This is a genomic window from Tardiphaga sp. 37S4 (genome assembly GCF_021044645.1).
GTDB classification, from domain to species: Bacteria; Pseudomonadota; Alphaproteobacteria; order Rhizobiales; family Xanthobacteraceae; genus Tardiphaga; species Tardiphaga robiniae.
Genome location: NZ_CP088008.1, coordinates 4,869,614 through 4,895,328, shown reverse-complemented (window position 1 = coordinate 4,895,328; position 25,715 = coordinate 4,869,614). Strand labels below are relative to the sequence as shown.

Sequence of the window (25,715 nt, the reverse complement as noted above, 5' to 3'; positions counted from 1 at the left end):
CGGCTTGGCGAGATTAGTTCGCGCTGATATCGACGTCCTTGGTCTCCGGCAGGAAGAAGAAGCCGACGACCACGGTGATTGCCGCGAAGATGATCGGGTACCACAAGCCGGCATAGATATCGCCGGTCGAGGCCACGATGGCGAAGGCAGTCGCCGGGAGAAGTCCGCCGAACCAGCCGTTGCCGATGTGATAGGGCAGCGACATCGAGGTGTAGCGGATCTTGGTCGGGAACAGTTCGACCAGCATTGCCGCGATCGGCCCGTAGACCATGGTCACGAACAGCACCAGGACGAACAGCAGTCCGATCACCGCCGCGACCTGCGGACGGAAGATATCGAACGGATGCGCCATCTTCACGATCTGCGCGTCGCCCGCCTTGGGATAGCCCGCCGCCTGAACCGCTGCGAGAACCTGCGGGTTCGACGCTGCAGCCGCGGTGTAGGGCACGTCCTTGCCGTTGACGACGACCTTCACGCCCGAGCCCGCTGCACCGTAGGCGGTCGAGTACTTGACCGACGACTGGGCCAGATAGGCGCGGGCCGTATCGCAAGGCGTGGAGAACACGCGGGTGCCGACCGGGTTGAACAGATCGCCGCACAGCGCGGGATCTGAAACGACTTCCACCTTCACGGTCTCGATCGCCTTTTCCAGAGTCGGGTTGGCGTTGGTGGTGATCATCCGGAAGATCGGGAAGAAGGTCAGCGCTGCGATCAGGCAGCCTGCCAGAATGATCGGCTTGCGGCCGATCTTGTCGGACAGGGCGCCCCAGAACACGAAGAAGCCGGTGCCGAGCAGCAGCGACCACGCGATCAGGAGATTCGCGGTGTAACCGTCGACCTTGAGGATCGATTGCATGAAGAACAGCGCGTAGAACTGGCCGGTGTACCAGACCACGCCCTGGCCCATCACGCCGCCGAACAGTGCGATCAGCACGATCTTGGCGTTGCTCCAGTTGCCGAAGGCTTCGGTGAGCGGAGCCTTGGAGCCCTTGCCCTCGTCCTTCATCTTCTGGAACACGGGCGATTCATTCAGGCGCAGACGGATCCAGACCGAGATGCCGAGCAGAACCACCGAGACCAGGAACGGAATTCTCCAGCCCCAGGCGGCGAATTCAGGCTCACCCAGCGCCGACCGCGTGAACAGGATCACGAGCAGCGACAGGAACAGGCCGAGCGTGGCCGTGGTCTGAATGAACGACGTGTAGTAGCCACGCTTGCCGGCCGGCGAGTGTTCCGCCACATAAGTTGCCGCGCCGCCATATTCGCCGCCGAGCGCAAGGCCCTGCAGTAGGCGCAGGCCGATCAGGATGATCGGAGCCGCGATGCCGATGGTTGCTGCGTTAGGCAGGATGCCGACGATGAAGGTCGACAGGCCCATGATGAGGATGGTGACGAGGAACGTATACTTGCGGCCGACGATGTCGCCGACGCGTCCGAATACGATGGCGCCAAACGGACGAACGATGAAGCCCGCGGCGAAGGCCAGCAGCGCGAAGATGTCGCGCGTGGCCTGATTGAACATCGGCAGCTTGGTGGCGGGATCGATCACGCCGAAGAATTGCGCGCCGATGATGCCGGCCAGCGAGCCGAACAGGTAGAAGTCATACCATTCGAAAACAGTGCCGAGCGATGACGCGAAGATGACGAAGCGTTCGTCCTTCGTCATCCCTTGGGCTTTCGCCGATGTTGCTGCGATGGTGGACATGTTTGAATCGCTCCCCAAATCCGTTGCAAAATTTATTGTGGCTTCTCGCTCGCTGCGCCGAACTTCTGTCGGCTCATTGCAGAGAACTTCGATGCAAAAGGTAGCATTGCGGGGAAATGCGACCCAATACGACTTTAGGCCGTGCGCAAGGGGGCTGTGCGCAGACGTCGCAGTGGCGAAAACGTCCTTCCGCCCGTGCGCGTGCATATGAAATATTGCGCCGCACAATAGCCCGCGTTCACCAATTTACCGCGTGGCAGCATTGGACGCTTGCAAGACGTTGTCGCGCGGGGGACACTTGTGGCGAAATGCGCTTTTGCGCGTCGTCTCAACGCGGTCGCTGGTTCGCCGCAAGATTTTTGCATGGATTTTGATGACCGTTATCGCTCCCTCGCGCCTCATTATTGCCGACGATCATCCGTTGTTCCGCGGTGCATTGCGGCAGGCGGTCAGCAGTGTGCTGCCGACGACCACGGTCGATGAAGCTGGTACATTCGAGGATCTGACCAAACTGCTGGAACAGGATTCCGACGTCGATCTGATCCTGCTCGATCTGTCGATGCCGGGGATATCAGGATTCTCGGGACTGATTTACCTCCGAGCACAGTATCCCGCGATTCCGGTGGTTATCGTCTCCGCCAGCGATGACGTCGGTACGATCCGCCAATCGCTGGACTTTGGCGCGTCAGGCTTCATTCCAAAGCGCTTCGGCGTCGATACGCTGCGCGATGCCATCGTGCGCGTGATGGATGGCGACGTCTGGGTTCCACCGGACGTCGACATGTCCGCAGCAGCCGATCCGGAAATGAGCAAACTGCGCGATCGGCTGGTGACGCTGACGCCGCAGCAGGTCCGCGTGCTGATGATGCTGTCGCAGGGTCTGCTCAACAAGCAGATCGCCTATGAGCTTGGCGTGTCCGAGGCGACCATCAAGGCGCATGTCTCGGCGATCCTGCAGAAGCTTGGCGTCGAGAGCCGCACCCAGGCTGTCATCGCCGCCGCAAAGATCGCTGGCGGCCAGTGGCGCCAGGGCGAACAGACCCCGCAATAGCTTGGCTACTCCGCCGCGATCATCTGCTGCGTGCGCCATTGCCCGAGCAGAGCGCGCAGCGACGCCGGTTTGACCGGTTTGTTCAACACCGCGATCTTGTCCTGGCGCGCGGCGGACTGCACATGCGGGCTGCGGTCGGCGGTGATCAGGATGGCCGGGATTTCCTTGCCGAAACGGTTGCGAATTTCCCGGATCGCGGCGACGCCGTTGCCGCGGTCGAGATGGTAATCGACCAGCAAGCCCGTGAGGCGTCGGCCCGAGCCCTGGATTTCGGCGATGGCGTTCATCGCGGCTTCCGGATCAGGGACGGCGACGACCTCGGCTCCCCAAGCCTGCAGCAGCGTCTTCATGCCATCGAGAATCGCCATGTCGTTCTCGATACAGACAACGAGCGTGCCCGACATAGGTGACTTCGACAGTGGCGTCGCGCTGGTGACCGCCGTGGTGTGATTGATCGCCTTGGCCACCGGCACCGTCACTGAGAAGAACGAGCCGCCGCTGCGATTGGAATCCAGCGCGATGCCGTGATTGAGCACATGCGCGAGACGTTTGACGATCGACAGACCGAGCCCGAGGCCACGCGCGATCCGCGCGCCCTGTTCGAGCCGGTGAAATTCCTTGAAAATCTCGCCGCGCTTGAGGATCGGAATGCCGACGCCGGTATCGTAGATGCCGATCTGCAAGGCCTTGCCGCGGCGCCGGCAGCCGACCAAGACGCGGCCGTGCGGTGTGTATTTGATCGCGTTCGAGATCAGGTTCTGCAACAGACGTCGCAGCATCAGGCGATCGGATTCCACGGGCAGTGAGCACGGCACGAATGTGAGCTTGACGCCGCGGGCGTGTGCAATCGGTGCATATTCGATCTCGAGTGAACGCATCAGGTCGCCGATGCGGAAACTCGATATCGCGGGACTCATGGCGCCGGCATCGAGGCGCGAGATGTCGAGCAGTGCGCCGAGGATCTCCTCGATGGCTTCCAGCGAGTCGTCGATATTCTCGACCAGCCGCGCATCCTCGCCGCCGCTCTTTCGCTCGACCAGGCTGGTGACATAGAGCCGTGCGGCGTTGAGCGGCTGCAGAATGTCGTGGCTGGCGGCGGCCAGAAAGCGGGTCTTCGAGATATTGGCGTCTTCCGCAGTGCTTTTGGCGAGCGCCAGTTCGGAATTCAGTCGCGTCAGTTCCTCGGTGCGGTCGCGGACGCGTTTTTCTAGCGTGGCATTGGCGCGCTCCAGCGCTTCTGCTGCCTCGAAGCTGGGCGTGACGTCGGAGAAGGTGAGCACGAGCCCGCCATCGGGCATCTTGTTGGTGCGTACCTCGATGACGATCTGGCGGTCCTGCAGTCGTTCAAGATAGGGCTCGCCCTCGGTCGTGTAGGCAGCCAGCCGCGCCTGTGTCAGCGTTTCGTTGTCGCCGTAAGGCGATGCGCTCTGGATGCCGATGAATTCCAGAATCTCCCGGAGCGGAATGCCGATCTGCACGATCTGCGGCGGCAGGCCGAGCAGTTCGCCGAACTGCCGGTTTGACACGATCAGCTGCAGGTCGGGGTTGAAGACGGCGATGCCCTGGCGGACGTGATTGAGCGCAGTCTGCAGGATCTCGCGATTGAAATGCAGCGCCGCATGCGAATCGTCGAGTAGCTTCAGCGCCGCCTTGGCCGACACCGTGCGCTTGCGAAGCAGCAGCGACATCACCACCCGGGACGAAGCTGCGCCGATCGATGACGCGATCAGATATTCTGCGTGCTGCAGCAATTCGAAATCCGCAGGCGCGGCTGGATCGAGATCGACACGGCGACGCGTGGCGAAAGCATCGAAGGATTCACGCGCGCGGTCCGGGCCGAGATATTGGGTCACGGTGCTGAGGATATCCTGCACCGTGACTGTGGTCCGCCAGCGCCGGAACGCCGGTGTGATCGGCGCCAGCGTATTAGGCACGAAGACATCGGCCTGCAGCCGTTCGATCGACGACGGCGCCCGCATCAGCGAGAGCACGATATAGGTCAGGATATTGAGCGACAGGCTCCAGAGCGTGCCGTGCAGCAGCGGTGGCAGTTCGGTGCCGAGCAGGTCCTGTGGCCGCAACGCCTCGATGCCGAACGGCCCGTGCTGCAGGAACAGGACGCCTGCGGTGCTGCCTTCGAGGAAGCTCGGGATGAACAGCGTGTAGGCCCAGACGATGAAGCCGACCACCATGCCGCCCATGGCGCCACGGGCAGTTGCGCGCCGCCAGATCAGCCCGCCAAAGAAAGCTGGAGCGAGTTGCGCGATGGCGGCAAATGACAGCAGGCCGATGGCAGCCAGTTGCGTATTGCCGAGCGCGCGGAAATAGAAATAGGCCATCACCATGATGGCGAAGATCGAGAAGCGCCGCGCCTTCAGCAGGAAGTTCCCGAAGTCGGTCTGCTCATTCTGCGTCTGTGGCCCGCGCCGCAAGACCAGTGGCAACACGATATCGTTGGACACCATAATGGCCAGCGCAACGCATTCGACGATCACCATCGCGGTGGCAGCCGATAAGCCGCCGATGAACACCGCCATGCTGAGCGTGCTGGAGCCAGCTTCGATCGGCAGCGCCAGCACATACATGTCGCTGTCGACGGCGCCGAACGGAAAGGTCACGAGGCCCGCCAGGGCGATCGGAATGACGAATAGGTTGATGGCGATCAGATAGGTGGGAAACAGCCAGCGCGCACGGCTCACTTCCGAGTCGCTGGAATTTTCGACGACGCTGACATGGAACTGCCGGGGCAGCAACATGATGGCGCAGAACGACAGCAGCACCATGGTGAGGAAATTGCCGAACGACGGCACATAGTTGATGGCGCGCATCGCCTCCGGTGTCTTCATCGCGCGCTCGACCAGTTCCGAGGGGCCGAACATCCAGAATGTCACGAAGGCGCCGGCGATGATGAACACCACCAGCTTGACGATGGATTCGGTAGCCACGGCGAGCATCAAGCCATGCTGATGCTCGGTCGCATTGGTCTGCCTTGTGCCGAACAGGACGGCGAACATCGCCATGGCCAGCGTCACGACCAGTGCCATGTCGCCGACGATGGGAACGCCGGCAATGGCCTTGTCCTCGCCGAGGATCGTTTCCAACGACGACGCGACGGCTTTCAGCTGCAGCGCAATGTACGGAACCGAACCGATGATGGCGATCACGGCCACGGTGGCGGCGACGGCCTGGCTCTTGCCGTAACGCGCGGCGATGAAGTCGGCGATCGAGGTGATGTTCTGGGTCTTGGCGAGGTGGATCACACGCCGCAGCACCGGCGAGAAGAAGGCAAAGAACAGGATCGGGCCGACATAGATGGCGAGGAAATCCACGCTGGTCCGGCTCGCCACGCCGACCGAGCCGAAGAACGTCCATGACGTGCAATAGATCGCCAGCGACAGCGGATAGATGACGGCCTTGGCGCGGCCGCTCTGGAACAGCGCGATCCGGTCGCCATAGCTGGCGACGCAAAACAGAAATCCGATGTAGCAGAGGGCGGCAACAATCACGCCCCAGTCGTGCAGCATCGTGCGTGCTCCCTTTGGCGGGCTGAAGCCCGTCCGTCAGGCGAAAATCTAGCCGGTTGCGCCGGTGCAGGCGACAGGGATTTGGCCGGACGCCGGGGAATGCCGGATCGTCGTTAAATCCAGCGCGGGCCGAAAAAGGCGATCAGGATAATGAACAGCCAGGCGGTCACGCCGGCCAGCAGAGCGAGGCGGTAATCGAACGTGCCGACCGTGAGATAGCAGATGCCGAGAAAAGCGAGATAGGCCGGAATGGTCTTCGCGCCGGCCATGCAGGCTTCCCGGAAGCCTGCACTGTCGCCTTTTGCGCCGACGATGAGCAGCGCAATGATCGCAAAGGTCGGAAACAGCGGCAGAATGCCGGGCAGCGTGTTGCCCCGTTTGGACAACCAGGCAATCAGGGCGGTGAGCAGTCCGCCGAGAATACCTTTCCAGATGATGTCCATGATGGTGACTCGTTTGAGGCGGGCGTCGTTCTCTCCGCCTCATTGCGAGGAGCATAGCGACGAAGCAATCCAGTCTTCGCTTCGGGCCTCTGGATTGCTTCGCTGCGCTCGCAATGACGGCCGTGAGAGGATTACTCCGCTGCCAGCGCCTTGGTGCGCAGTGGCAGGCCGAGTTCATCCCACACCTGCAGCAGCGATTCCGCGAGATGATCGATCAGCACGTCGTCGTGATAGGGCGACGGCGTGATGCGGAGGCGCTCGGCGCCCTTGGCGACGGTCGGGTAGTTGATCGGCTGGATGTAAATGCCGTGATCTTCGAGCAGCAGATCGCAGGCCTTCTTGCAGAGTTCGGCATCGCCAACGAATACCGGCACGATATGGGTGTCGGTGGACATCACCGGAATGCCGGCGGCGGTGAGGATCGCCTTGACCCGCGCAGCGCGATCCTGATGGCGCTCACGCTCCCAGCTGGAGCTCTTCAGGTGCTTGATCGCTGCGGTCGCGGCCGAGCAGATCGCCGGCGGCAGCGCGGTGGTGAAGATAAAGCCCGGCGCATAGGAGCGCACGGCGTCTACAATGTCCTTGTTTGCTGCGATATAGCCGCCGAGGCAGCCATAGGCTTTGGCGAGCGTGCCTTCGAGTACGTCGATGCGATGCATCACGCCATCACGCTCGGCAATGCCGCCGCCGCGTGGGCCATACATGCCGACCGCATGCACTTCGTCCACATAGGTCATCGCGCCATAGCGTTCGGCGAGATCGCAGATCGCAGCCAGCGGCGCGACGTCGCCGTCCATCGAATACAGACTCTCGCAGGCGATCAGCTTCGGACGCGCGGGATCGGCAGCCTTCAGCAGTTCCTCGAGATGCGCGACGTCGTTATGGCGGAACACCACGCGGTCGCATCCGGCCTGCCGGATGCCTTCGATCATCGAGTTATGATTCAGCGCATCAGACAGGATCAGGCAATTCGGCATCAGCTTGGCGAGCGTGGAAATGCCGGTCTGGTTCGAGACATAGCCCGAGGTGAACAGCAGGGCGGCCTGCTTGCCGTGGAGGTCCGCGAGTTCTTCCTCGAGCTGCACCAGCGGATGATGGGTGCCTGCGATATTGCGGGTGCCGCCGGCGCCGGTGCCGACACGGGTCGCAGTCTCGACCATGGCGCCGACCACTTTCGGGTGCTGGCCCATGCCGAGGTAATCGTTGGAGCACCAGATCACGACATTGCGCGGGCCCTGCGGCGTGTGCCAGACCGCATGCGGGAACCGACCGGCAATGCGCTCGAGATCGGCGAAGACACGATAACGGCGCTCGTCATGCAAACGATTGAGCGCGTCACTGAAGAACTTGCTGTAATCCATCGCAAAAGACCCAAAAACGAAACCCGAACCCAGCGTCAGGTGCGTTTTAGAGCTTTTCCAGCTTGGCTGTCGAGGCGCAATTGGTCAATTTGACCAAGCGCCGCGGCTTTTGATGTGCATCAAGAGCCTGAGGTCATTCACGAATTTTTTCTGCGCTGCAGGTTACGCCGATTTGAACCGCAGCGTGCCATCGGCGCCCATTGTCGAGGTCAGCCGCTTCTGCGCCAACATGTGATTGACGTGGGCGATCAATTCGCCGGCCGCAAAGCCGGTCTGGTGGGCATCCAGCTTGTGCTTGTGAAACACCACCGGCACGAGTTGGGCGGAGGTCTTGCCGGTGTCCTTGCACGCGGCGGCGATCATCTGGCAGCGCTCTTCATGATGGTCGGCGAGCTGCTTGATGCGGATCTTGAGGCCGTGAAACGGCACGCCGTGACCGGGGAGCACGAGCACATCGTCGGGCAGCGTCTCGGCGAGACGTTTCAGTGAATGCAGATAGGAGCCGAGCGAATTCTCGTCGGGCTCATGGGCCCAGACGCTGACATTCGGCGAGATCTTGCTGAGCACCTGATCGGCCGACAGGAACAGTTTGTCGGCCTCGCAATACAGCATCACCTGATCCGGAGAATGGCCGGCGCCGGTGAGCACGCGGAAGGTGCGCGTGCCGATCACGAGATCGTCGCCATCGGACAGTCGGCGATAGGCGGCCGGAAGCGGTACCGTCTTCTTCAGATACTCCTGGCCGCGGCCGAGCAATTGCTCGGTAATATCTGCATCCATGCCGTGGCGATGGAAGAACTGCCGCATATTGACGATGCGCTCTTCGGTGCGGCGGTGCTGGTGATAGACGCCCTGCAGATATTCGACTTGCGACATATAGAACGGGCAGTTGAACCGCTGCACCATCCAGCCGGCCTGGCCGACATGATCGGGATGCGCGTGGGTGACGATCACCTTGCTGATCGGTTTGCCCTTCAGCGGACCTTCGAACAGTTTCGTCCATGCAGCGATGGTGGCGTCATTGCCGATGCCGGTATCCACCATGGCCCAGCCGTCGCCGTCGGCGAGCAGATAGATGTTCACATGGTTGAGGCGAAACGGCAGGTCGAGCCGGATCCAGAGAACGCCCGGAGCAATTTCGACCACCTGATCGGTCCCGGGATGGTTCTCCCAGGGATAGCGGAGGTCATCGGCTGGCTTTGTGCTGGCGTCTGTTTTCGAATGCATCGGTTCTGTCACAATGTCCTTTTCATCCGGCTTAGCGGGCCAAGGACCCCTGCGCCAGCACAAATTCGGCTGGCGCAGGGCATGGGTTTATGCGCTGGCGCGCATATCGGCCTGTGCTGAAGCGGTAACCGGCGGAGTCGGCGTGCTCTTTCCGCTCACGTCGTCGAGCCGCGAGGTCATGCCCAGCCGGTCCAGCAGGTTGGCGTCGCGGTCGGTCTGGGGGTTCTTCGTGGTCAGCAGCACGTCGCCGATGAAGATGGAATTGGCGCCGGCGACGAAGCACAGTGCCTGCAATTCATCGGTCATATATTGCCGTCCGGCGGAAAGCCGCACCACGCTCTTGGGCATCATGATACGCGCCACGGCAATCATGCGGACCAGCGCGATCGGATCCGGGCGCTCGGCGGTGTCGTTGACCGGCACGCCCTTCACTTCGTTCCACATATTGATCGGCACGCTGTCCGGATGATGCGGCAGGTTCGCCAGCAGCATCAGCATGCCCAGACGATCCTCGACCTGCTCGCCCATGCCGATGATACCGCCGCAGCAGACCTTGAGGCCGGCATGGCGCGCCCGCGCCAATGTCTCGATGCGATCTTCCATCGTGCGCGTAGTGATGATCTTGCCGTAGAATTCCGGCGAGGTATCGACATTGTGATTGTAGAAGTCGAGGCCGGCGTCCTGCAGGCGTTTGGCCTGATCTTCCGTGAGCATGCCCAGCGTCGCGCAGGTCTCGAGGCCGAGATCCTTCACCGCGCTGACCATATCGCATACGCGGTCGAGATCCTTGTCCTTGGGATTGCGCCAGGCCGCGGCCATGCAGAAGCGGCTCGCACCGGCATCCTTTGCGCGCTGCGCCGTGGCAACCACGGCGTCGCGGTCCATCAGCTTGGTCGCCTTGACGTCAGTGTTGTAGTGCGCGCTTTGCGAGCAATAACCGCAGTCTTCCGCGCAGCCGCCGGTCTTGATGCTGAGCAGGCTCGCGGTCTCGACGTGATTCGGATCGAAATTGATGCGGTGGGTGCTCTGCGCCTGAAAAATCAGGTCTGCAAACGGCAAATCATAGAGTGCCTGGGCTTCATGGCGTTGCCAGTCGTGGCGCAGTTCGGTCGATGTCCATGCAGAGGGAGTTGGGGGCATTCACGCAATCCTTACATTCTGCGCAGCCACCGATCATGGGCTGCTGTGAAAGCAGTCCATGATTTTGAGGGTTGGAGCAATGACGCTGGCCGGGTGCAGCCATGCGCTGGATCGCCGCTCCTATGCCGCGCGGATACTCGACAGGAATTCGTCGATTTCACCACGAAGAACGTCCGCCTCGCGGCGCAGTTCGCCCGAGGCGCCGAGCACGTCGTTGGCAGCCGTGCCGGCCTGCGTCGATGCATCGCTGACGCCGACAATGTTGCTCGACACTTCGCTGGTGCCGCCGGCGGCGTGCTGGATGTTGCGCGCGATCTCGCGTGTTGCCGCACCTTGCTGTTCGACGGCGGTAGCGATGGCAGCACTCACATGATTGATCTCGGCGATGGTCTGCCCGATGTTGCGGATCGCTCCGACGGCGGTGGACGTGACCTGCTGCATCGACACGATCTGCGTGCGAATCTCGTCGGTGGCCTTTGCGGTCTGATCGGCAAGGCTCTTCACCTCGGAGGCGACGACGGCGAAGCCACGGCCTGCATCGCCGGCGCGCGCAGCCTCGATGGTCGCGTTGAGCGCCAGCAGGTTGGTCTGCGACGCGATGGTCTGGATCAGATCGATCACCACGCTGATGCGATTGGCGTTGTCGGCCAAGCCCTGCATCGTTGCATCGGTTTCGCCGGCCTCGTTGACGGCCTTGGCGGCGATTTCGGTTGACGTGACGACCTGTCGGCTGATCTCGTTGATCGATGACGACAGCTGCTCGGTCCCGGCCGACACCGTCTGGACGTTCACCGAAGTTTCCTCTGCAGCCGACGCGACGGCGCTGACCAGCGCGCTGGAACGATCGGCGGTGGCCGTCATGCTCTGCGCGGTCGATTGCATGGAATCGGCTGAACTCTGCAGCTTCTCCAAAGCGGTGCGCACCTTGCTCTCGAAGTCGACGATGCGGGCTTCGATGCGCGACGTGCGTTCGCCCTTGGCAATGCGGTCCTGATCCTGCTCCGCGCTGAGCGCGCGGGCGTTGATCATGCTGTCGCGAAACACTTCGAGCGTGCCCGCCATCGCCGCGATTTCGTCCTGCTGGCGGCTGCGGGCGATCTCGGTGTCGAGATCTCCGCTGGACAGCCGCTGCATCGCGCGCTGCAATTGCGCGAGGCGGCGCAGAATGCTGCGGCCGACATAGAGCCAGACGAACAATGCCGATCCGATCAGCGTCAGCGCGCCGAGGCCGAGCATCGCCTGCGTCGCGAGCGTGATTGTCGTCTGTGCCTGTGTCGTGGCGGCATCGGTTTCGCTGCGTACCTTGTCGACCAGTTGCTTGACGCTCATGCCGAGGCCGACATTGAGCTTGCGCGTCTCGTCGAGAATGAGTTCGCCGTATTCGACGGTATCCATCTCCTTCTGGCGCACCTTGAAGACGCTGTTCTTGCCGTCGCCGATCGCCAGCAGCTGCAGGGCGGCTTCCTTGAGTTCTTTGGTCCCTTTGATGCCGACGAGAGCATCGAGATTGGATTTGACGCGGGTCTGGGCGGCCTTGAAGTTGTCTTCGATCGGAGAGAGCGCTTCCGACGAGCCGGCCGACAGTGCGGCCATCAGATCGGACGAGATCAGGTTGGTGCTGGCGACGACTTCGCCGACCTGCACGATGACTCGCGCGGCTTCGCCGGAATCTTCGGCCGAGAAGACTGTTGCCCGCAGCGTGTCGTTCATCACGTTCTGGGCGTCGGTGGCGGCTGGCTCCGACATCTTGACGAAGTTTGCCGCAGCGGCGCGCAGGGAGTCGTATTGCTTCTGATGCTGGGCGACGGCGTCGAGACGTTCCTGGGTGGCAGCGCCAAGGCTGCGAATCGTGTCTTCGATGTTCTTGACGGTATCGGCCAGGGCGGCGACCACGGCCTTGTCGGCGCCGAGCTTGGCGATGGTGTCGAGCTTCTCGACTGCAATCTTGTGCGTATCCCGCATGCGTTGCGAGCGTTCCTTCAGAACGTCGGGGCTGCTCGATGCCAGCAGCATCGGGCCCTGGCTGGCAAGACTCTCGCTGGCGGTGGCCAGTTGAAGGCTGGCGGTCAGTTTCGGAATGTCCCGGCCGTTCAGGTCCGTCATCATGCCGCCGAGCTGACCGAGAATCATGCCGGCACCGGCGCTGATCAGGATCGCCATGCCCGCAATAACCGCGAAGGCGGCGAACAGGCTGCCGCGGATGCCCCAACGGGGCCGCGAGAAACGAAACCGTCCGAATTTTCCGATGAATGACGTCAGTGCCATTGATTCCCCCCGCGTCCACCGTCCTGGTGGCGGATCGCGTAGAGAGTATGTAGGTACCGGGTTAATATTCGGGTAAATCGGCAACCTTTGGCTGTCGCGGGGCTTGCGAGGTTACCAAAGGGTAAAACGAAAAAGGCCGGCGTTTCCGCCGGCCTTTCCGTAGTCACGAGCCTGAAATCAGGCGCGAAGCTCAGTACTTCGCGACAACCGGGCCACCCCAGTTGAAGCGGTAGTTCAGGCCAGCCTTGACGGTGTGCTCGTCGTTCTTGGACGACAGGCCGACGATGCCAGCAGGCGACGGAGCGGCGAAGGTGGTCTTGCCGAAGTCGTAGTACTGGTACTCAACCTTGCCCGACCAGTTCTGGGTGAACAGGTATTCGAGGCCGGCGCCGACGGTGTAACCGTCATGCTTGGTGCCGCCAGCGAAGGCAACCGGAACGCCACCAGCGGTGGTGACCAGCGATTCGCTGTAGTCGGAGTAAGCGTAGCCGCCCTTCACGTAGAGCAGTGCCGGACCCCAGGTGTAACCGATACGACCGGTGACCGAGCCGAGGCCCTTCTGGTTCAGGTTGTAGGTGACGCCTGGCGTGGTGAGGAAAGCGACGTTGGTGTTGTTCGAACCAACCCAGCTGTACTGACCTTCGATACCAACGACCCAGTTCGGAGCGAACTGGTAGTCAGCGCCGATCTGCAGACCGCCGAGGAAACGGCCATCCGAATTGTCGGAGGTGCCGCCGAAGCCGTTCGAACCATTGAACGCGCCGCCGACGTGACCGCCGATGTAGAAACCGGTCCAGTTGTAGATCGGAGCGGCAACGTAAGCCGGAGCCTTGGTATAGGGACGAGCAGCCAGGTCAGCGGCCATTGCCGGAACCGAGGCGCCCAGGGCGATCAGGGCAACGGTGCCCATCAGGAAGTTCTTCATTTTCTTCTTCTCCAGAAAACCATTTTAGAGCGAGAGCGCGTTCGCTCCGTCTATGGCGTGGACTTAGACAGCTTTTGCGTAAAATGCTGTCACCCATTCGCCACAGCAATCGACAACCCGACACGATCTGGATTGGCGCAACGGCATGCTTATCGACGCCTTAATAAAAGCTGAAAGATGCCTTAATTTACAGAGGTTTGGCGGACCAGCGTACCTGCTCGGGCTAACCCGCAGCAGTTTGGTTTTGCTCTAGATCGATTTATTGTGATCGGCAAAACCGCAGCGCTTTATCCGCATCGGCTGCAACCCCGCATCACGTTTGGAACGTCTCAAAACCGCTGTGCAAACGTCGGCTGCGGGGCCACCCAGATCACATTGGAAACAAAAAACGCGCGACCCGTTAGATGTTCGCGTGGCGCCGGTCGGCGCCTCCGGGAATGGAATCGCGTTGCATGCAGGTTGAGCGGATTTTACGTGAATACGGCCACTTCCTTCGGCCGATGAGTGAAGCGCCACGCGACGGTCAGCGAATCCTTGGCCACTCTGCCCAAGGTGGTGCCCAAGGCGGCCACCTCATTTCCTGCTACTGGGAACCGCACCCCCAAGGCCTGATCGGGCCGAACTGGGTGGAGGAGCGCGATAGCCCCATCGGTTATATCGACCGCTATTTCGATGGCTGGATCAGGCCCCGCGAATTCAGGCTGCTTGATTCGGTCGCCATCAACCGGTTGCTCGTCGCTTACATCGACGATGCCCGCGCCGCCGATAACCGCGAGGCGCTCAAAATGCTCGAAGCGGGAGATGGCTAGAGCATGATCCCGAAAAGAGGATGCCGGTTTTCGCCGACAAACGAGTTCGTTTGTCGAGAGATCGTGCTTCCAATCAAGAAAAATGCTCCGGCCGTTTTGGGAAGAGCTGATGGAAGATGACGGGAAATGGCTCGGGCCGGGAGCTTCGCAGCAAACCCGGCCCTGAGCGCCCGTCCGCAGGTTTAGAAAGCCTTGTTGGCTTCTGGACGATGCGTATTTTTCGGCACGAAACCCGAGCGTGTGGCCTCGCGCTGGTTGCGCACCCAAACCTCGCGGTTCGGATGCAGGCCGGCGCCGCGGGTGGCGGGCACGGCGCTGGTGCGGGCGCGATGGAGCAAGCGCGTATCAGCCTCGCCGCAGCTCGGATGGATGCCGCCATTGTCCGCAACGACCTTTTCCCATGCCGCCTTGCGCTTGGCATAGATGGCCGGATCCTGCAGCTGCGTGCAGTTAAGTTCGTTGAGATTGAGGTCGGCGATGATCTCGTCGCCGTCCTCGATCAACCCGATGGCACCACCGAGTGCGGCTTCCGGGCCGACATGGCCGATGACCAGGCCCACCGAGCCGCCGGAGAAGCGCGCATCGGTCATGAGACCAACCACGATATTGCGCTCGCGGCACAGCGTGGTGATACGCGAGGTCGGGTCGAGCATTTCCGGCATGCCGGGCGCACCCACAGGGCCGTCGTAGCGCACGATGACCATGTCGTGGTTCTGGAATTTCTCCGGATGCTGGTCGAGCGCCTGCAGCAGGCCGCGCTCGCCTTCGAACACGCGCGCGGTGCCGCGGAAGCGATTGTCCTCGAGCCCGCCTTCGACGCCGGCGAGCTTGAGAATGGCGGAAAATTCCGGCGACAGGTTACCGCCGAGCACGCGCAACCCGCCGGTCGGCTTGTAGGGCTTCGCGACAGTATAGACGACACGGCCGTCGGCCGGCTTGGTCTCGAGGCGTTTGATCTGCTCGGCCAGCGTTTCGCCGGTGCAGGTCAACACGTCGCCATTGATCAGGCCGGCATCCATCAGCTCGCGCACGATCACCTGCACGCCGCCGACCGCATCGATATCGACCATCGAATACTTGCCGTAGGGCCGCGCGTCGGTGAGGACCGGCACGATATATTGCGAAAGGTAGTTGAACTCCGCCGGCGTCATCACTTCTTTCCAGAAGTCCGCAAAGCCTGCGGCGCGCGCGATTTCCGGCGCATGCAGCGTCACATTGGTCGAGCCACCGATCGCCAGCGACACGATCATCGCGTTGCGGATCGAGTCGCGGCTGACGATGTCGCGCGGCTTGATGCCCTTGGCGATCATGTTGGCGAGATAGCTGACCAGCTGCTCCGGGAATTCCTTGACGCGGCGCGGATCGTCCGACGGCGGCGCCACCATGTGCAGCGGCTGCATGCCGACCACGCCGATGAAGGTCTGCATGGTGTTGTAGGTGAAGATGCCGCCGCAAGAGCCATAGCCCGGGCAGGCATGGCAGGCGATGCGGTGGCGATATTCGGCATCCGGATTGCCGGCGACCTGATAGGCGCTGACGATGTCGAGCTTCTCGCCCGTCTCCGGATCGGTGCCGGGATGGATCGCGCCGTCCGACATGATGATCGACGGCTCGTTATGTTCGAGCAGCGCAGCCAGCGCGCCGACCGGCGGCTTGTCGCAGGCGACCACGGCGATGGTGCCGAGCAGGCCGGTTGCGCTCAGATGCTCCGACAGCGCGTCGTTGGTCACTTCGCGGCCGATCAGCGAATAGCGCATTTCGCGCGTGCCGTTGCGGATGCCGTCCGAGGTCGCAATGGTGTATTCCGGCTGCACCAGCCGATAGGGCAGCTGGCCTTGGCCGCGGCCGATGCGCTTCTTCAGGCTCTCATGAATCGCGTCCACCTTGGACATCACGCCCATATAGCACTGGCTGTCGCCCTTGGTGCCGACCACGCCCACCGACGGCTCATGAATGAGCGTCTCGTCCGTGCCGAGTATGCGCGCAATGCCGATGGTCTGCGCTGAGCGGCCGGGATGGTTGTCGATGGTGACGACGGGCGACTTGGACACGACGAATTCCTTCCTGACGGCGTTCTTGATCTGCGAGGCTTGAATGCACCGCCGCCGGCGCTCGGCATTGGCGCATGTCAGACCCTGCGGTCAGGGCAGGGTCCGTCCACGATCCAATTTAGGATCGGTCTAGCCAGTGCATAACCCCCGAAGATCGCAAACACAATCGGATTGCCCCTCCGCTGGAACAGGGCTGCCTTGTCGCCGTCCGGTGCCGCAAAGCAGCAAAATTCCGGGTGCCATTTACGCGATCAGGCTATTTCTGCATGGTTTTGACAAACCAATGGGATAATCGCTTCCTGCGCCGTCACAGCGGATCGCGTCGATACGGAGTTCGAGATTGAGCGTTGCCTTCACCAAGGAAGAAAGTGCCGAAACGGCTGCGGAAACCCTGCTGCCCGATCGCCCGATCTCGCCTCATCCGAACCTCGTGACCGAGGCAGGTTTGCAGGCGCTGGAGACGCAGCTCCAGCAGGCCCGCGAGGCGCATGACGCCGCGAGCGCGATCGACGACGTGAACGAACGGCGGCGGCAGGCGGCAATCCCGTTGCGGGACATGCGCTATTTCGCGGCCCGTGTCCGCACGGCCCAGCTCGTTCCAGCTCCGACATCGACCGACACCGTAGCCTTTGGGAGCACGGTGACTTTCAGCCGCAATGACGGGCGTGTGCAGACCTATCGGATCGTGGGCGAGGACGAAGCGGATCCCAAGGCCGGTTCGATTTCCTTCGTGTCCCCGGTGGCGAAATCGCTCATGGGCAAGGCCGTCGGCGATGTCGTCGGCACGGGCGTCCAGGAACTCGAGATCATATCGATTGAATAGAGGACACACGCCGTCGCGGTGGTGGCTTCGCGTCTGACGTCAGTCGCGAAGCCAATATTCAATCACAGCACCATCACGCCAGCGCGTCAGATTCCCGCGCCGGACTCCAGCCGCTCGTTGAGCTTCTGATCGACGACCTCGACCGTGCGGTCGATATTTGCATTGGTCATGCCGAGCTGATGCGAGATCAACTTCACCAGAAGATCGACCCGCTCGATAAACGGCGCGCCGGCCGCGACAGCCCGGGCCGCCGATGACGGCTTGAGCAGGCTCTCCGCTGCCTTGGCGTATTTGGCGAACGGGACCTGATCTTCGGGATCAGCGCCGAGACGCCGCGCCACGGCATCGACATGCTCGTAGATCGACTGCGACACTTTCAGGTCGCCGTGAACGGCCTCGCGGATCGACTGCGGCTCTTCCGGCGTGATGCAGCGATAGTTGCCCGTGAGTAGCATCGACCATTTCGCCAGCGGCACGAACAGCGAGTCGAATACTTTCAGCTTCACCGGCACGTCCTGGCCGTCGAGCTTCACGGCGTCGATGTCGGCTTCGAGTTCGCGCAGCAGCTTGTTGTGAGCCGGATCGGCAAAGGCCGATGCCTTGAAATTCGTCGGCAGGCCGACGTGAAGGACATTCGCCGCTTCTTCCGGTGGCCGGAAGGCCTGCGGATCGGGCGAGCACAGCGTCACCAGTCCCGGGTCGAAGCGTTCCCACACCTGGGCATTGGTATAGGCCTCTTCGAGTTTCATGTCGGCCAGCCCCGGAATGCGCTTGAGATAGGGCAGCGGCGGCATGTTCATGATCGACAGACAAGGCAGCTTCGCCGCGGCGATCTTGATCATCAGAACGCGGATCGTGTGGTTGGTGTATTGCGGCTCCTGCATCGCAAGGCCGACCAGATCGTAGCGCGACAGGTCGACCTGATCCGGCGAGGTCGCATCCAGTTTGCCTGGCAGGTCGCGTGAGAAGATGGCGCGGTGGGTCGGTTCGTCGCGCAGTTTGATGCGCACTTCCGTACCATCGCGATTGATGAGTTCGGCGGTCTTCTTCCGGCACACGAGGGTTACGTTATGACCGGCCATCAAGAGCTTCGTCGCCAGCAACGAGCCGTAGGAAGCTCCGAGAATCAGAATATTCCGCGCCATGGTGTTTCGTCCCTCACGTGATGTGTGCGCCAGATCCGAACGGTCCGGCATTTTTAGTTTGCGCGGACACTACTGCACTGCCGCGCTGCGATCCAGATGGCGTGAGCCGATACGTGCAGAGCTGGAAGCGATTTGCTTTTCCAATGCGCCAATCTGTCCCGCCTATCGTCGTGGCGAATGAGGGAGCGATCGGGTACCGTCATAAAAAACAACGGAGGGAAACATGTCTGCGATCATCAATCGTCGTCACTTCATTGCTGCCGGGTCGGCAGCTGCCGCCATGCCGTTCGTCGCGCGCGGTGCTTCGGCGCAAGCCGCTTGGCCATCGCGGCAGATACGCATGATCTGCAGTTACCCAGCTGGTGGGCAGACCGATCTGCTCGCGCGCGCCTTCGGCGAATATATTTCCAAACAGGTCGGACAGACTGTCGTCATCGAAAACAAGGCCGGCGCGTCTGGCGCCATTGGCACAGCGGAAGTCGCGCGCGCCGAGCCAGACGGTCACACGATTCTCTGCTCCATCTCGACCACCTATGTAATGAACCGTGTGATGCTCAAGACGCCCGGCTACGACATGGACAAGGACCTGACGCTGGTCAGCGTCATTCCCGGCGCCGGATTGCCACTGGTTGCCAGTCCAAAATCCGGCGTCAAGACGCTGGAGGACTTCGTCGCCTTCGCGCGCAAGAACGACAAGGTGAACTTCGGCACCTATAGCGTCGGCTCGGCCCCGCACATGACGATCAACGAACTCAACAAGCAGTATGGCCTCAAGATCGAGCCGATCCATTATCGCGGCGAAGCGCCGATGTGGACGGGACTGGCGGAAGGCTCGATCGATTTTGCGATGGGCAGCTACACGGCATCACAAAGTGTGCTGCAGAGCGACCGCGGCGTGCCATTCGCCGTGCATTCGAAGAAGGTCGACGCCATCCCCAATGTGAAGACGCTGCCTGAACAGGGGGCGACGTCGAAGTTCTTCACGGTGAGTGGCTTCACGGGCTGGGCTGTGCCCAAGGCAACGCCGCAGCCGATTGTCGATCGGCTGTCGCAGCTTTGCGTCGCGGCCAACAGCGATCCGAAAGTGAAGGAAGTGCTGAAGACCTTCGTGCTCGAACCGGCGCTCGGCTTCAAGGAGACCAATGCGCTGTATCAGAAGGAGCTACCGGTCTGGATCGAGGCGGCACAGGCGCTCGGTTTGCAGCCGGTCTGACCGCCGGCTGGATTGAATTAACGTCCGTCATTGCGAGGAGCGAAGCGACGCGGCAATCCAGTTCTTGTCTTCAAGAAGAAAAAGACTGGATTGCTTCGTCGCAAGAGCTCCTCGCAATGACGGCGCGAATATCTAGCCTTTTCTCTAGATGTTCTACGCTCGCACCGAAAACCGGCTCATCGCGCTGAGCGCCTGCACACGCGGTTCGACATCGCGCATATAGATCGTCTTGCGCAGGAATTCGATTTCGCTCGCTTCCTTGCTTTCCTCGACATCGATGTACCAGGACTTTGGCCGGCCGTCGGAGCCGTCGCTCCAGCGATAGCCGCGTCGCTTCAGCTCGTCCTTGAGATCGAAAGGCGACTGCTCTGCCCAGACTCGCATCGTTTTCTTCCGGGCGCGTTCCAGAAGAACCGCCAGTGCCGGCGCACCGAGATCGGGCAATTCGAACGCGAGAATCTCCAGCAGCGCGTGACAATCGTCGATCGCGCGGTGGGCCTGGTGAAAGAAGCCTGCGCCGGCGAGCAGATAGCCGAGGCGCGATCCGTCAAAGCCGTGTTTGCGCCAGTCCACTTCCGTGGCCGAACAGCCCCAGGCCTTGTGCTGGAACACCGGCCAGTAGCGCTCGGAAAACTTGCGGTCGAAGCCTGCATTATGCGCGATGACGATGACGGCGTCGTCGGCGAAAGCGGCGACGGCATCGGGATCGATGCGGTGTCCCGCAACGGTCTCGTCCGTGATGCCCGTCAGCTCGGTGATCTCCGGCGGGATCGGCCGCGACGGCTCGTTGAATGCGGTGAAGACATCCGCCACGCGCGTAATGCTGCCGTCCGGCAGATAGTCGAACTTGATCATGGCAAGTTCGATGACTTCGTCGCGCACCTGATCGAGGCCCGTGGTCTCGACGTCGAGGAGGATTCCGGATCGGGTCGGCTGGCCATTGGCCGGCGCAAATTCGGTGCGCGGGATCAGCCGGCGGAGGACGCGGTAATCGGTCGATCTTGCGAGCGTGTCCGCCATGGCGGCAAGGCCGGGATCGTCCTGCAGGCTAAGATCGTCTTGGAGCATCTGATTCCGGGCAGTTCTTCAGGCGCAGCGTCGTTCAGCCATGACTATGGTGTTCGCTGAATCGGGGCAACCTGCCTGCCGGCGATAGACACAGCTGTGTGGCGCTGGGGCGTTGATTCGGCGCAGATTATACCTTGCGATCCAGCGAGGCGAGCGCCTCGTTCAGCACGGAACGCAGGCGGTCGGCGTCGGCCGGCCGCACGGCGGAAGGGTCCAGATAGAAATCCAGCCCCGGCATGCGTTCAACGACGATATCGGTTTGTACCGGCCTGTCGTCGATGATGCTGTCGACCGCATAGGGCACGACCTCGCGGCTGATGCCCTTCATGGTGATCGGCGGCAGCGGATGCGAGGTGATGATGTCGCTCACCAGTGCGAAGGTTTCATAGCTGATGGCGATGCCGCCAGGTTCTGCGATCGACTGCAGGCGTGCGGCGAGGTTCGCTTCCGCGCCGATGATCGTATAGTCCATGCGATCGGCGCTGCCGAAATTGCCGACATTGCAATAGCCGGAATTGATGCCGATGCGAGCCTTGAACGGCTCCTCGATGCCTTCGGTGCGCCACTTCGCATTCAACTCGATCAGCCTGCGCTGCATCCGCCACGCCATGCGCAGGCAGTCCTGCGCATCCTGCCGGTCGCCCTTGGTTTCGGGGTCGCCGAAGAAGATCAGCATCGCATCGCCGATGAATTTATCGATCGTGCCGCCATATTCGTGGGCAATCGCCGACATCTCCGTGAAATACTCGTTGAGCAGATGCGTGATCAGCTCTGGCTGCAGCCGCTCGGTGGTGGCCGTGAAATTCTGGATGTCGGAGAAGAAGATCGTCAGCTTCTTGCGCTCGGTATGGATGGTGACGTCCTTCTGACCGCTGAAGATGCTCTTGTAGACCTGGGGCGAGATGTAGCGAGAGATCTTCATGGAGAGTGCGGCGAGGAAATCGTTGTTGGCTTCCAGCTCATGGTTCATGCCGGCAATGCGCTGCGACTGGCGCCGCTGCAAAGCCAGGAACGAGACGCCGCTGACGGCGGCCAGCGCAAAATAGGCCAGCAGGAACTTGAACGAGAACAGATTGGCCGCGATCGGTTGCGTGATGATGACTTCCTGGATGCCGCGGACGTCGCCGACCTTCCAGTCCTTCTTTGGGCTTTCCGGGTGGGTGTTGTGGCAGCTGACACAGGCCGGGCCCATCAGCACCGGCGCGACGATGCGGACCGTGTCGCTGAACAGCGACGCCCTGGTGTCGATGATCTTCTGTTCGGAATTGTCGCGCAGGCTGCGCAGCGCGGTCTTTTCGAAATCGTCGAGCTGGTGCGGCGCGCGGTTCTGGAATGGGTAGTCCGACACGAAGCGGTAGTTGATATTCTCCTGCTGCGCCCCGATCACCCGGCCGAGTTCGAGGGACAGCGTCGCCGGAATCGGGATCGCGCCCGGTACGCTTTCATAATTGTGAACCACCTGCGTGGTGCCCTGATGGGCCAGCACGCGCCCGACCACATTGGTTGCGTAATAACCACGCACACTGGTGATCACGGAGTTCAGGTCGTTGGCCTGCCGGCGCAAAGCGGCGTCAACCAGATTGGTCAGATCCAGCCACACGGCTACAGGCAGCAGAAGCAACAGCGCGGCGACGGCGAGGCCGGGCGCAAATACACGCGAGCGTCGGCGGGTGACATCAGGCTGATCCATGAAGATAGGTTCCTGGATTTCTGGCTGTTGAGCGCAATGAGCGTGCAGCGGCGCGGTGGCCTCCGTCTCATAGCACCGGTATGGTTATAATATCGTGCCTGGGTTGTGCCAATTTTCCGGTAGCGGATGAAATTGCGCCGGATGCCCGCCAATTTTGGCAGACGTGCATGCCGCCTGCGCACCTTGACTTCACGGGTCGCTTGGCCAATCTCGCGGTCAGAAAAACACTTCAAAACTCTTGGGAGAAGATCATGGCCGACGCTTATATTATCGACGCAGTCCGCACGCCCCGTGGTATCGGCAAAGTGGGCAAGGGCAAGCTCGCCGAACAGCATCCGCAGCATCTCGCCGCCACCGTGCTCAAGGCGATTGCCGAGCGCAACAAACTCAACACCGCAGACGTCGACGACGTGATCTGGTCGACCTCGACCCAGCGCGGCAAGCAGGGCGGCGATCTCGGCCGAATGGCCGCGCTCGATGCCGGCTATGACATCAAGGCCTCCGGCACCACCCTCGATCGCTTCTGCGGCGGCGGCATCACCGCGGTGAACTTCGCCGCGGCCCAGATCATGTCGGGCATGGAAGACGTCGTCATCGCCGGCGGCACCGAGATGATGTCGCTGACCGGTGCGATGGCCGCCGAAGATATGGCGGCCGGCAAGGCGCCGCTCGGCATGGGCTCGGGCAACAAGCGGCTCGCCAAGGTGCATCCGCAGTCGCATCAGGGCATCTGCGGCGACGCGATTGCCTCGATGGAGGGCATCAGCCGCGAGGCGCTCGATGCGCTAGGCCTCGAAAGCCAGCGTCGCGCTGCGATCGCGATCAAGGAAGGCCGTTTCGACAAGAGCCTCGTCCCGGTCAAGGATGACGAGGGCAACATCGTGCTCGCCAAGGACGAATATCCGCGTCCGGAAACCACTGCCGAAGGTCTCGCCGGCCTGAAGCCGGCTTTCGCCGCGATGGCCGATCATCCGCTGGATGAAAGCGGCATGACCTTCCGCAAGCAGATCAACCAGAAATATCCGGATCTCAAGATCGAGCATTTCCACCACGCCGGCAATTCATCGGGCGTGGTCGATGGTGCCGCAGCCTTGCTGCTGACCTCAAAGTCCTATGCCGACAAGCATGGCCTGAAGCCACGCGCACGCATCGTGGCCATGGCCAATATCGGCGACGACCCGACCCTGATGCTGAATGCGCCGGTGCCGGCTGCGAAGAAGGTGCTGGCAAAGGCCGGTCTCAAGAAGGAAGACATCGATCTGTGGGAGATCAATGAAGCCTTCGCCGTGGTCGCCGAGAAGTTCATCCGCGATCTCGACCTCGACCGCAGCAAGGTCAACGTCAATGGCGGCTCGATCGCGCTGGGTCATCCGATCGGCGCCACCGGCGCGATCCTGATCGGCACGGTTCTCGACGAACTCGAGCGCCGCAACCTGAAGCGCGGTCTGGTCACCATGTGCGCCGCCGGCGGCATGGCACCGGCGATCATCATCGAGCGCGTGTAAGCGTTTGCTTCTAACCTCTCCCCGCTCTTTGCGGGGAGAGGTCGACCGGCAAAGCCGGTCGGGTGAGGGGCTATCACTTCAGACACAGCACACGCGGACTCGCGGGTCGGAAAATTTCTCAACCCGTGAGTCCGCGTGTGCCGAAGCATCAAACCCTAACCCTCTCCCCGCAAATGTGGGGCGAGGGAACGTGCCGGCGTCTGGAGCAAAGCCTGTGACGGCCTTACTCGTTTGATGGCCACGCCAACGGGAACGACAGCGGCGAGATTTCCGTCAGCTTGCGGCCCGCCCAGTCGAGACCGGGCGTGCGCTCCTCGGCGCGGATCTGCGCCTCATGCACACGCAGCGCCGCGGCTGGATAATCGAACGTCTGCACCACGCCGTCCTTCACCACCTGCCGGCCATCGACATAGACGTGACGCACCGCGCGTTCCGCCGCCGCATAGATCATGCTGCGGATCGGATCGCGATGCGGCTGCATCATCGGATGGGTGACGTCGACCATCACGAAATCGGCCTTGCAGCCAGCCTCGAGCCTACCGATGTCGTCGCGGCCGAGCGCCTTGGCGCCGACGGTGGTGGCAGCCTCGAACAGCATGGTCGAGTTCAGGCCGCGCGGATGCCCGGCCATCAGTCGCGAGGTCATCGTCACGTTGCGCATTTCCTCGATCATGTTGTGCGGATAGGTATCGGTGCCGATCGCCACCGAAATGCCGGCCGCGCGATAGCGGCCGACATCGCGTAGCGCGATGCCGCGGCGCATGAACACGGTGGGACAATGCGCCACCGTCGTTCCGGTTTCGGCGAGCAGCGCAAGATCGCGCTTGGTGTGCCACGGCGTCAGCGGATGGTCGTCGACGAAGATGGAGTGACCGACCAGCGAGGTCGGGCCGAGCACGCCGAGTTCGCCGAGCCACTGGATCGGCGTCACGCCATGCCGGCGGACGATCTCGTGGAATTCCGACACCGACTGTGCGGCATGAGTCTGCCACGGAATGCCGCGGCGTTTCGCTTCGGCGTAACTGTCTTTCATCAGTTGCGGCGTGCAGGTGTCGATCTGCGCCGGATACATCATGCCGGAGAGGCGGCCGGACGGATGGCTCTCGGCGGCATCGATGAGCGCGAAGGCCTGCAGCATGCCGTCTTCGCCGGCCTTCTCGTTCCATTCGTAATCGACGAGCGTGCCATTCGGCGTGAACCAGCGCGCCGAGCGGAACCCCGGAGCGATATAGACGCGCAGGCCGCTTTGTCCGGCGAGATCGAGCCATTGCGGATGCGGCATCGATAGATCAACCACCGTGGTGACGCCGGACAGCAGCAGTTCGGAATACGCAACGCGCACGCAGTCCGGCACGCCTTCCGGATCGGACCGCAGGATCGGCATGTATTCGTAAAGCGACGAATTATACAGGCCGGGCGAGCCGATCTCGTCGAGAAAGCCCTTGTTGAGTGGTTCGCTGGACGGATGCGAGTGGATATCGACGAGACCCGGCATCACCATGAACCCGCGTCCGTCGATGGTCGTGACCGCTTCGCCCTGATAGTCGCGGCCGGCAAACACGATCTGGCCGCCGTCGAAAGCGACGTCGCCGCCGGTGACATAGGTGTGGCTGTTCTTTGCGGCGTCCCAGGCGACGACATAGTCCGCGTTGCGGATAACGGTGATGGTCAATGCTGATCCTCTCGCGATCGACGAAATGTGAGGAACCGTAAGCGCAAGCGACTAGCCGGTGCAAGATCGAGAGGTGAGCAGACCCGCCTGTCTATTTG

Annotated in this window: 18 protein-coding genes; 5 read left to right on the top strand and 13 right to left on the bottom strand. The window is 61.9% G+C overall.

Translation table 11 applies throughout. From position 1 onward, the window contains the following. Positions 1 to 13: 13 nt before the first annotated feature. On the bottom strand, positions 14 to 1,666 hold the full coding sequence (locus tag LPB73_RS23225; protein ID WP_374725619.1) for an MFS transporter: 1,653 nt from the start codon (positions 1,664 to 1,666) through the stop codon (positions 14 to 16). 412 nt (positions 1,667 to 2,078) lie between these two features. On the opposite strand from LPB73_RS23225, the gene LPB73_RS23220 reads away from it, so the two are divergent. Continuing rightward, positions 2,079 to 2,756 (top strand): response regulator, encoded by a 678-nt coding sequence (locus tag LPB73_RS23220; RefSeq protein WP_068732722.1) that lies wholly within the window; start codon positions 2,079 to 2,081, stop codon positions 2,754 to 2,756. 5 nt (positions 2,757 to 2,761) lie between these two features. Here LPB73_RS23220 and LPB73_RS23215 read toward each other — a convergent pair whose 3' ends face one another. From LPB73_RS23215 to LPB73_RS23185, 7 genes are all read right to left on the bottom strand, one after another. After that, the gene (locus LPB73_RS23215; RefSeq protein WP_231078352.1) at positions 2,762 to 6,280 is read right to left on the bottom strand and encodes a PAS domain-containing hybrid sensor histidine kinase/response regulator; all 3,519 of its coding nucleotides are present in this window, start codon (positions 6,278 to 6,280) and stop codon (positions 2,762 to 2,764) included. Between the two features lie 113 nt (positions 6,281 to 6,393). Beyond that, positions 6,394 to 6,723 carry a GlpM family protein gene (locus LPB73_RS23210; RefSeq protein ID WP_068732644.1) on the bottom strand — a complete coding sequence of 110 codons (330 nt, stop codon included), beginning with the start codon at positions 6,721 to 6,723 and terminating at the stop codon, positions 6,394 to 6,396. A gap of 131 nt (positions 6,724 to 6,854) precedes the next feature. After that, positions 6,855 to 8,084: a 5-aminolevulinate synthase gene (hemA, locus tag LPB73_RS23205; protein ID WP_089266846.1), complete on the bottom strand. Its 1,230-nt coding sequence runs from the start codon at positions 8,082 to 8,084 to the stop codon at positions 6,855 to 6,857. A 162-nt stretch (positions 8,085 to 8,246) separates the two neighbouring features. After that, positions 8,247 to 9,311 (bottom strand): MBL fold metallo-hydrolase, encoded by a 1,065-nt coding sequence (locus tag LPB73_RS23200; protein WP_231078351.1) that lies wholly within the window; start codon positions 9,309 to 9,311, stop codon positions 8,247 to 8,249. Between the two features lie 87 nt (positions 9,312 to 9,398). Beyond that, positions 9,399 to 10,451, bottom strand: a complete 1,053-nt coding sequence (gene bioB / locus LPB73_RS23195; RefSeq protein WP_231078350.1) for a biotin synthase BioB — start codon at positions 10,449 to 10,451, stop codon at positions 9,399 to 9,401. 120 nt (positions 10,452 to 10,571) lie between these two features. After that, entirely contained in the window at positions 10,572 to 12,716 is a 2,145-nt protein-coding gene (locus LPB73_RS23190) for a methyl-accepting chemotaxis protein (RefSeq protein WP_231078349.1), read from the bottom strand. 190 nt (positions 12,717 to 12,906) lie between these two features. After that, the gene (locus tag LPB73_RS23185; protein WP_089266850.1) at positions 12,907 to 13,641 is read right to left on the bottom strand and encodes an outer membrane protein; all 735 of its coding nucleotides are present in this window, start codon (positions 13,639 to 13,641) and stop codon (positions 12,907 to 12,909) included. Positions 13,642 to 14,093: 452 nt separating this feature from the next. Between LPB73_RS23185 and LPB73_RS23180 the strand changes: the two genes are divergently transcribed. Beyond that, the gene (locus tag LPB73_RS23180) at positions 14,094 to 14,450 is read left to right on the top strand and encodes a hypothetical protein (protein WP_231078348.1); all 357 of its coding nucleotides are present in this window, start codon (positions 14,094 to 14,096) and stop codon (positions 14,448 to 14,450) included. A 182-nt stretch (positions 14,451 to 14,632) separates the two neighbouring features. On the opposite strand, the gene LPB73_RS23175 is transcribed toward LPB73_RS23180, so the two are convergent. Further along, positions 14,633 to 16,501, bottom strand: coding sequence for a dihydroxy-acid dehydratase (locus LPB73_RS23175; RefSeq protein ID WP_231078347.1), 1,869 nt, complete (start codon positions 16,499 to 16,501; stop codon positions 14,633 to 14,635). A gap of 340 nt (positions 16,502 to 16,841) precedes the next feature. Between LPB73_RS23175 and greA the strand changes: the two genes are divergently transcribed. Beyond that, on the top strand, positions 16,842 to 17,324 hold the full coding sequence (gene greA / locus LPB73_RS23170) for a transcription elongation factor GreA (protein ID WP_231078346.1): 483 nt from the start codon (positions 16,842 to 16,844) through the stop codon (positions 17,322 to 17,324). A gap of 86 nt (positions 17,325 to 17,410) precedes the next feature. Here the strand turns inward: greA and LPB73_RS23165 are convergent, their stop codons facing one another. Beyond that, positions 17,411 to 18,469, bottom strand: coding sequence for a ketopantoate reductase family protein (locus LPB73_RS23165; RefSeq protein ID WP_231078345.1), 1,059 nt, complete (start codon positions 18,467 to 18,469; stop codon positions 17,411 to 17,413). A gap of 223 nt (positions 18,470 to 18,692) precedes the next feature. On the opposite strand from LPB73_RS23165, the gene LPB73_RS23160 reads away from it, so the two are divergent. Further along, entirely contained in the window at positions 18,693 to 19,682 is a 990-nt protein-coding gene (locus LPB73_RS23160) for a Bug family tripartite tricarboxylate transporter substrate binding protein (RefSeq protein ID WP_093761630.1), read from the top strand. Between the two features lie 153 nt (positions 19,683 to 19,835). Here LPB73_RS23160 and LPB73_RS23155 read toward each other — a convergent pair whose 3' ends face one another. Further along, positions 19,836 to 20,750, bottom strand: coding sequence for a 3'-5' exonuclease (locus LPB73_RS23155; RefSeq protein WP_231078344.1), 915 nt, complete (start codon positions 20,748 to 20,750; stop codon positions 19,836 to 19,838). Positions 20,751 to 20,877: 127 nt separating this feature from the next. Next, the gene (locus LPB73_RS23150; protein WP_231078343.1) at positions 20,878 to 22,440 is read right to left on the bottom strand and encodes an adenylate/guanylate cyclase domain-containing protein; all 1,563 of its coding nucleotides are present in this window, start codon (positions 22,438 to 22,440) and stop codon (positions 20,878 to 20,880) included. A 251-nt stretch (positions 22,441 to 22,691) separates the two neighbouring features. Here LPB73_RS23150 and LPB73_RS23145 point away from each other — a divergent pair, with 251 nt between their 5' ends. Further along, positions 22,692 to 23,945 (top strand): acetyl-CoA C-acetyltransferase, encoded by a 1,254-nt coding sequence (locus tag LPB73_RS23145; RefSeq protein WP_231078342.1) that lies wholly within the window; start codon positions 22,692 to 22,694, stop codon positions 23,943 to 23,945. A 223-nt stretch (positions 23,946 to 24,168) separates the two neighbouring features. On the opposite strand, the gene LPB73_RS23140 is transcribed toward LPB73_RS23145, so the two are convergent. Then, the gene (locus LPB73_RS23140) at positions 24,169 to 25,617 is read right to left on the bottom strand and encodes an amidohydrolase family protein (protein ID WP_231078341.1); all 1,449 of its coding nucleotides are present in this window, start codon (positions 25,615 to 25,617) and stop codon (positions 24,169 to 24,171) included. Positions 25,618 to 25,715: the final 98 nt, after the last annotated feature.

Bases quoted from the DNA above. Each gene is read 5' to 3' on its own strand.
- LPB73_RS23165 (WP_231078345.1), bottom strand. From the start codon at position 18,469: ATGGCGCGGAATATTCTGATTCTCGGAGCTTCCTACGGCTCGTTGCTG.
- LPB73_RS23160 (WP_093761630.1), top strand. From the start codon at position 18,693: ATGTCTGCGATCATCAATCGTCGTCACTTCATTGCTGCCGGGTCGGCA.
- LPB73_RS23210 (WP_068732644.1), bottom strand. From the start codon at position 6,723: ATGGACATCATCTGGAAAGGTATTCTCGGCGGACTGCTCACCGCCCTG.
- LPB73_RS23145 (WP_231078342.1), top strand. From the start codon at position 22,692: ATGGCCGACGCTTATATTATCGACGCAGTCCGCACGCCCCGTGGTATC.
- bioB (WP_231078350.1), bottom strand. From the start codon at position 10,451: ATGCCCCCAACTCCCTCTGCATGGACATCGACCGAACTGCGCCACGAC.
- LPB73_RS23155 (WP_231078344.1), bottom strand. From the start codon at position 20,750: ATGCTCCAAGACGATCTTAGCCTGCAGGACGATCCCGGCCTTGCCGCC.
- hemA (WP_089266846.1), bottom strand. From the start codon at position 8,084: ATGGATTACAGCAAGTTCTTCAGTGACGCGCTCAATCGTTTGCATGAC.
- LPB73_RS23150 (WP_231078343.1), bottom strand. From the start codon at position 22,440: ATGGATCAGCCTGATGTCACCCGCCGACGCTCGCGTGTATTTGCGCCC.
- LPB73_RS23180 (WP_231078348.1), top strand. From the start codon at position 14,094: ATGCAGGTTGAGCGGATTTTACGTGAATACGGCCACTTCCTTCGGCCG.
- LPB73_RS23185 (WP_089266850.1), bottom strand. From the start codon at position 13,641: ATGAAGAACTTCCTGATGGGCACCGTTGCCCTGATCGCCCTGGGCGCC.
- LPB73_RS23215 (WP_231078352.1), bottom strand. From the start codon at position 6,280: ATGCTGCACGACTGGGGCGTGATTGTTGCCGCCCTCTGCTACATCGGA.
- LPB73_RS23220 (WP_068732722.1), top strand. From the start codon at position 2,079: ATGACCGTTATCGCTCCCTCGCGCCTCATTATTGCCGACGATCATCCG.
- LPB73_RS23225 (WP_374725619.1), bottom strand. From the start codon at position 1,666: ATGACGAAGGACGAACGCTTCGTCATCTTCGCGTCATCGCTCGGCACT.
- LPB73_RS23190 (WP_231078349.1), bottom strand. From the start codon at position 12,716: ATGGCACTGACGTCATTCATCGGAAAATTCGGACGGTTTCGTTTCTCG.
- LPB73_RS23200 (WP_231078351.1), bottom strand. From the start codon at position 9,311: ATGCATTCGAAAACAGACGCCAGCACAAAGCCAGCCGATGACCTCCGC.